A 388-nucleotide genomic window follows, 5' to 3' on the forward strand; every position below is an offset into this window, starting at 1 on the left:
CTCATACTCCCTTTCATCTTGTAGGTGTGCAACCGCGCCTGGTAATCGTGGGAAGCATACTGGCTGCCGCGATCCGAGTGGTGCAGTACCTCTCGCGCGGTCGCTGCTGGCTGTAGGCGCGGTCTAGAGCCGTTAATACCAGCTTTTTGGTCATCCGCTCATCCATATGAAAACCAACGATTTTACGGCTGTACAGATCCATGATGCTTGCTAGATACAACCAACCTTCATCCGTCGGGATATACGTAATGTCAGTCACCCAGGCTTGGTTTGGAGCGGACGGCCTAAATTGGCGGTTCAATACGTTCTCATGGACAGGCAGGTTGTGCTTCGAGTTCGTTGTTGCCTTGTATTTCTTTACCGTACGCGAGCGCAAACCCAGTTCCTT

General features: G+C 52.1%; 1 pseudogene. It reads right to left on the reverse strand.

Annotated elements, in window-relative coordinates:
• Positions 1-388: pseudogene (locus PPOP_RS18130) on the reverse strand (IS3 family transposase); the annotation flags it as partial.

The sequence above is a fragment of the Paenibacillus popilliae ATCC 14706 genome (assembly GCF_000315235.1).
Taxonomy (GTDB): domain Bacteria; phylum Bacillota; class Bacilli; order Paenibacillales; family Paenibacillaceae; genus Paenibacillus_B; species Paenibacillus_B popilliae.